The organism is Streptomyces sp. sk2.1 (assembly GCF_008120935.1).
GTDB lineage: Bacteria > Actinomycetota > Actinomycetes > Streptomycetales > Streptomycetaceae > Streptomyces.
The window spans coordinates 1-743 of the sequence record NZ_RDBO01000218.1 but is presented as its reverse complement, the minus strand read 5'-3'; the positions used below and the strand labels follow the sequence as shown (position 1 = coordinate 743).

At 67.8% G+C, this 743-nt stretch carries 2 protein-coding genes; both read right to left on the bottom strand.

All coding sequences use genetic code 11. The features are described from left to right. Positions 1-364 (bottom strand): 2-oxoacid:acceptor oxidoreductase family protein (locus tag EAO76_RS42815; protein WP_187439048.1); only part of this gene is annotated, 364 nt, incomplete at its 3' end. A gap of 11 nt (positions 365-375) precedes the next feature. Then, positions 376-743, bottom strand: a 368-nt coding sequence (locus EAO76_RS42810; protein WP_148841614.1) for a biotin/lipoyl-containing protein, incomplete at its 5' end; no start/stop codon positions are given.

Genomic DNA, 743 nt, shown 5'->3' with positions numbered 1-743 from the left:
TGTTCACGATGATCTCCGCGCCGCGCGGCACGTCGTCGATGTTCGCCTTCAGCGCGGCCGGGTTCATCGCGACCAGCACGTCCGGGGCGTCTCCCGGGGTGAGGATGTCGTGGTCCGCGAAGTGCAGCTGGAACGACGAAACCCCCGGCAGGGTCCCCGCGGGGGCACGGATCTCGGCCGGGAAGTTCGGCAGCGTCGACAGATCGTTCCCGAACGACGCCGTCTCCGAAGTGAAACGGTCACCGGTGAGCTGCATACCGTCCCCCGAGTCACCCGCGAAACGGATGATCACCCGGTCCGGACGACGAATCTCCTTGTGGCGCGTCGTGGCCTCGTCGGGGGACACGCTGTTGACGACGGACATGAGTTTCTTCCCTACTCCTTGATGTCGCAGAGCACGGCACCGGAGGAGAGGGAGGCACCCACCTCCACCGAGAGTCCTCGGACGGTGCCCGCGCGGTGGGCGTTGATGGGCTGTTCCATCTTCATGGCTTCGAGGACGACGATGAGGTCGCCTTCCTGGACTTCCTGGCCTTCTTCGACGGCGATCTTGACGATGGTGCCCTGCATGGGGGAGGCGAGGGTGTCGCCGGAGACGGCGGAGCCGGACTTCTTGGCCGCGCGGCGTTTGGGCTTGGCGCCGGCGGCGAGGCCGGTGCGGGCCAGGGACATGCCCAGGGAGGAGGGCAGGGAGACCTCCAGGCGCTTGCCGCCGACCTCGACGACCACGGTCTCGCGTCCGG